Below are 2,940 nucleotides of genomic sequence, written 5' to 3' on the forward strand. Positions count from 1 at the left end.
CGCGAGGCAGCCCCTGGCGCGGCGCCCGCGAACCGGCGGCCTTCCGCGGACCGCGTCCGGACGGCGGGTGCGTCCCGGACGCAGCGCGCCGCACCCCCAGTTCACCCCGCCCGGAGCATCGCCCGCCCGGACCGCCTGAACCTCACGGAACAGCCGGACCGTCAGGACCGTCCGGCTGTTCCGGACCGCGACGGGGCGGCCGGGGAAGGGTGTGCGTCGGCACGGGTCAGACGTTGAGGCCCTTGCCGCGCAGCCAGGAGAGCGGGTCGATCGGGGCGCCGCCACCGGGACGGACCTCGAGGTGGAGGTGCGGACCGGAGGAGTTGCCGGTGGAGCCGACGTTTCCGATGACCTCGCCGGTGGTGACGCTGCCGCCGGTCTTCGTCATCGACGACAGGTGGCAGTACCAGATCTCGGTGCCGTCGTTGAGTTCCAGGATGATGCGGTAACCGTAGGAGCCGGCCCAGCCGGCTTCCTTGATGGTGCCGCCGTGCACGGCCTTGACCGGGGTGCCGGTCGGCGCGGCGAAGTCCTGGCCGGTGTGGTTGTTGGACCACATCGAGCCGGAGTCACCGAAACTGGACGTGAGTTGGTAGGAGCCGAGCGGCATGCTGAAGGTGGCGGCGAGCTTGCGCAGCCGCTCTTCCTCCGCCTTACGCTTGCGCTCCTCCTCGGCCTTGCGCTTGCGCTCCTCCTCCGCCTTGCGCTCGGCCTCGGCCGTCTTGGCGGCGCTCGCGGACGCGTCGGCGGCGGCCTTCTCGGCGGCGGCTTCGCGCGCCTGCTGCTCCGCGGCGGCCTGCTGCTGGTCGGCCTGCTGGAGGATGCGGGCCCGGAGGGCCTCACCGGCGTCGGTCTGCCCGGCGGCCGTGTCGTCCCCGGTCAGCCCGGCCTGGGTCAGCGGCGCGGCGACGGTGGTGGTGTCCTCCTGCTCGGCGGTGTCGGCGACCAGGGTGCCGACACCGGGCAGTTCGGCGGCTTCGGGAAGCTTGTCGGTGAGGGAGCCGAGGTCCGGCAGCGAGACGGGCAGCTGCGGCTTGTCCTGCGCGGTGGCGATGCCGCCGGCGCCCATCGCCGCGACCATGCCGACGCCCAGCACCGCGCCGCTGCGGGCCATACCGCTGCGCTGCTTGGCGACCCGGTGGCGGCCTCGCACGGAACGGATGGACTCTTCGGTGGGGTTCCACTCGTCCCAGGAGTCTCCGGCGGCGGGACCGAACGCGGTGGGCTCGGCCGTCGGAGCCTCGGTGGCAGACCTGCTTGACGCCACGGGGGCGCTCTCCTTTCCTTCCTTCTGGCCTACCGGGTTAGCTGACGGGTTCGGAGCAGGAAGGTCTCCTACCGGCGGCTTCGTTGCGGAAGCTGCCCGATTCACCCCAAGGTGGTGGTTCCCCGGTTCCTTTGGTGCAGGTGTGATCTGTGGTGATGCACTGTCAGGATTCGGCCATAGCGCACGGCGCCGCCTCTTGCGACGGCAGTGACGACCGCGCTGCGTTATCGAACGTTAATAGACCCGGAGGTCAGATTCCAAGTCTTCGGGGAATAAGGAGCCTTCACCGCCTGGACGTTCCGCACCACGGGGGCAGGAACCGGGCATTTACTTCGCCAAGACGACACTCCAACGAGTGGATCTTGACCAAGCCGTAATGCAGAGTGAGGCTGGACGGTCACACACCGTGATAGTGAAGCTCGTCGTTCGGTGTCCGTCCGCGACTCACTTCCGTCCCACTGGCCCCACAGGTCACAGCTCGTCCGGGCTCGCGAGCCGTGCAACGCGCCGGGAGCTGTTCGACCGGCTCAGGGCCGGTGAGTCACTGCGGGGTTCGTCGAGTCACCGCGAGCAGCGCCATGTCGTCGGCGGCTTGTCCGCCGGTGTACGCGTCCACGTCGGCCAGCAGGCGGTCCAGGAGGGCGGGCGGCCTGAGGCGTTGCCAGCCGTGGTGCCGGATCCGCGGCCCCGGCTGGTAGAACTCCCCCTTCTCGTCCCGGGCTTCGGTGAGGCCGTCGGTGTGCACCAGCAGGGTGGCACCGAGCGGGAAGTCCACCTCGTACGGCACCGGCGGTCCTCCGGTACCGCTGCCCAGCAGCCCCAGCAGTCCGAGCGGCAGCGCGTGTTCGGGCGGCTCCAGCAGCGACACCGTGCCGTCGGGCAGCATCAGCAGCGGTGCGGGATGGCCGCAGTTGACCAGCCGCAGCACGCCAGCGCCGGTGGCTCCGATCGTCCCGGCCGCCCCGGCCACCTCTACGAGTAGGGCCGTGGTGAAGCCCTCCACCCGGTCGATCCCCTCGCGCCCCCGTCCCTCGCGGTGGAGTGCGTGGTCCAGGCGGCCCGCCACCCGGGCCAGGTCGGCCTCCTGCTCAGCGGCTTCGCGGAACGCGCCGATGACCACGGCGACGGTCTCCACAGCCTCCAGGCCCTTGCCCCGCACGTCACCGACGACGAGCCGCACCCCGTAGGGCGTCTCCTGCACGGCGTAGAGGTCACCGCCGATCCGCGTGTCGGTCTGGGCCGCCTGGTAGCGGGCCGCCACGTCCAGCGCCCCGATCCGGGCGGGCGGCACCGGCAGCACCGCAAGCTGCGCCACCTCGGCGACTCCGCGCGCCGAGGCCAGCTGCTGGTTGCCGTGTCGCAGCACCCGGTTGATGCCCATGGCGAGTATCGCGACCGTCGCCATGGTGAGGGTCTGCATGGTGTCCTCGGCCCAACCGGTGCTGTCGAAGCCCACCATCAGCGCCAAGAGCGCGAGGGTGGCCACCAGGCCGGTCACCGCGGTCGCCCGCGCCGAGTACAGCGGCGCGGCGACCAGCGGGGCCGCCGCGAACAGCGCCGCGAACGTGATGTGGGGCGGGGTGGCCAGCTGGACCACGGCGCCGAGCACGATCAGGGCGCCCGGCAGCAGCCGGGCGAGTCTCCCGCCGTCCCCCGCGGCCCTCAGCCGGCCT

Annotated in this window: 2 protein-coding genes and 1 riboswitch; both genes read right to left on the minus strand. The window is 71.8% G+C overall.

Annotation, left to right across the window (positions count from 1 at the left end):
• Nucleotides 1-226 precede the first annotated feature (226 nt).
• Nucleotides 227-1,267 carry a M23 family metallopeptidase gene (locus ACYVE9_RS21245; RefSeq protein WP_461029486.1) on the minus strand — a complete coding sequence of 347 codons (1,041 nt, stop codon included), beginning with the start codon at nt 1,265-1,267 and terminating at the stop codon, nt 227-229.
• An 11-nt stretch (nt 1,268-1,278) separates the two neighbouring features.
• A riboswitch (cyclic di-AMP (ydaO/yuaA leader) is annotated at nt 1,279-1,453 on the minus strand.
• A 355-nt stretch (nt 1,454-1,808) separates the two neighbouring features.
• Nucleotides 1,809-2,940: PP2C family protein-serine/threonine phosphatase (locus tag ACYVE9_RS21250; protein ID WP_461029487.1), on the minus strand; the 1,132-nt coding region annotated here is incomplete at its 5' end.

The organism is Streptomyces sparsus (genome assembly GCF_054776295.1).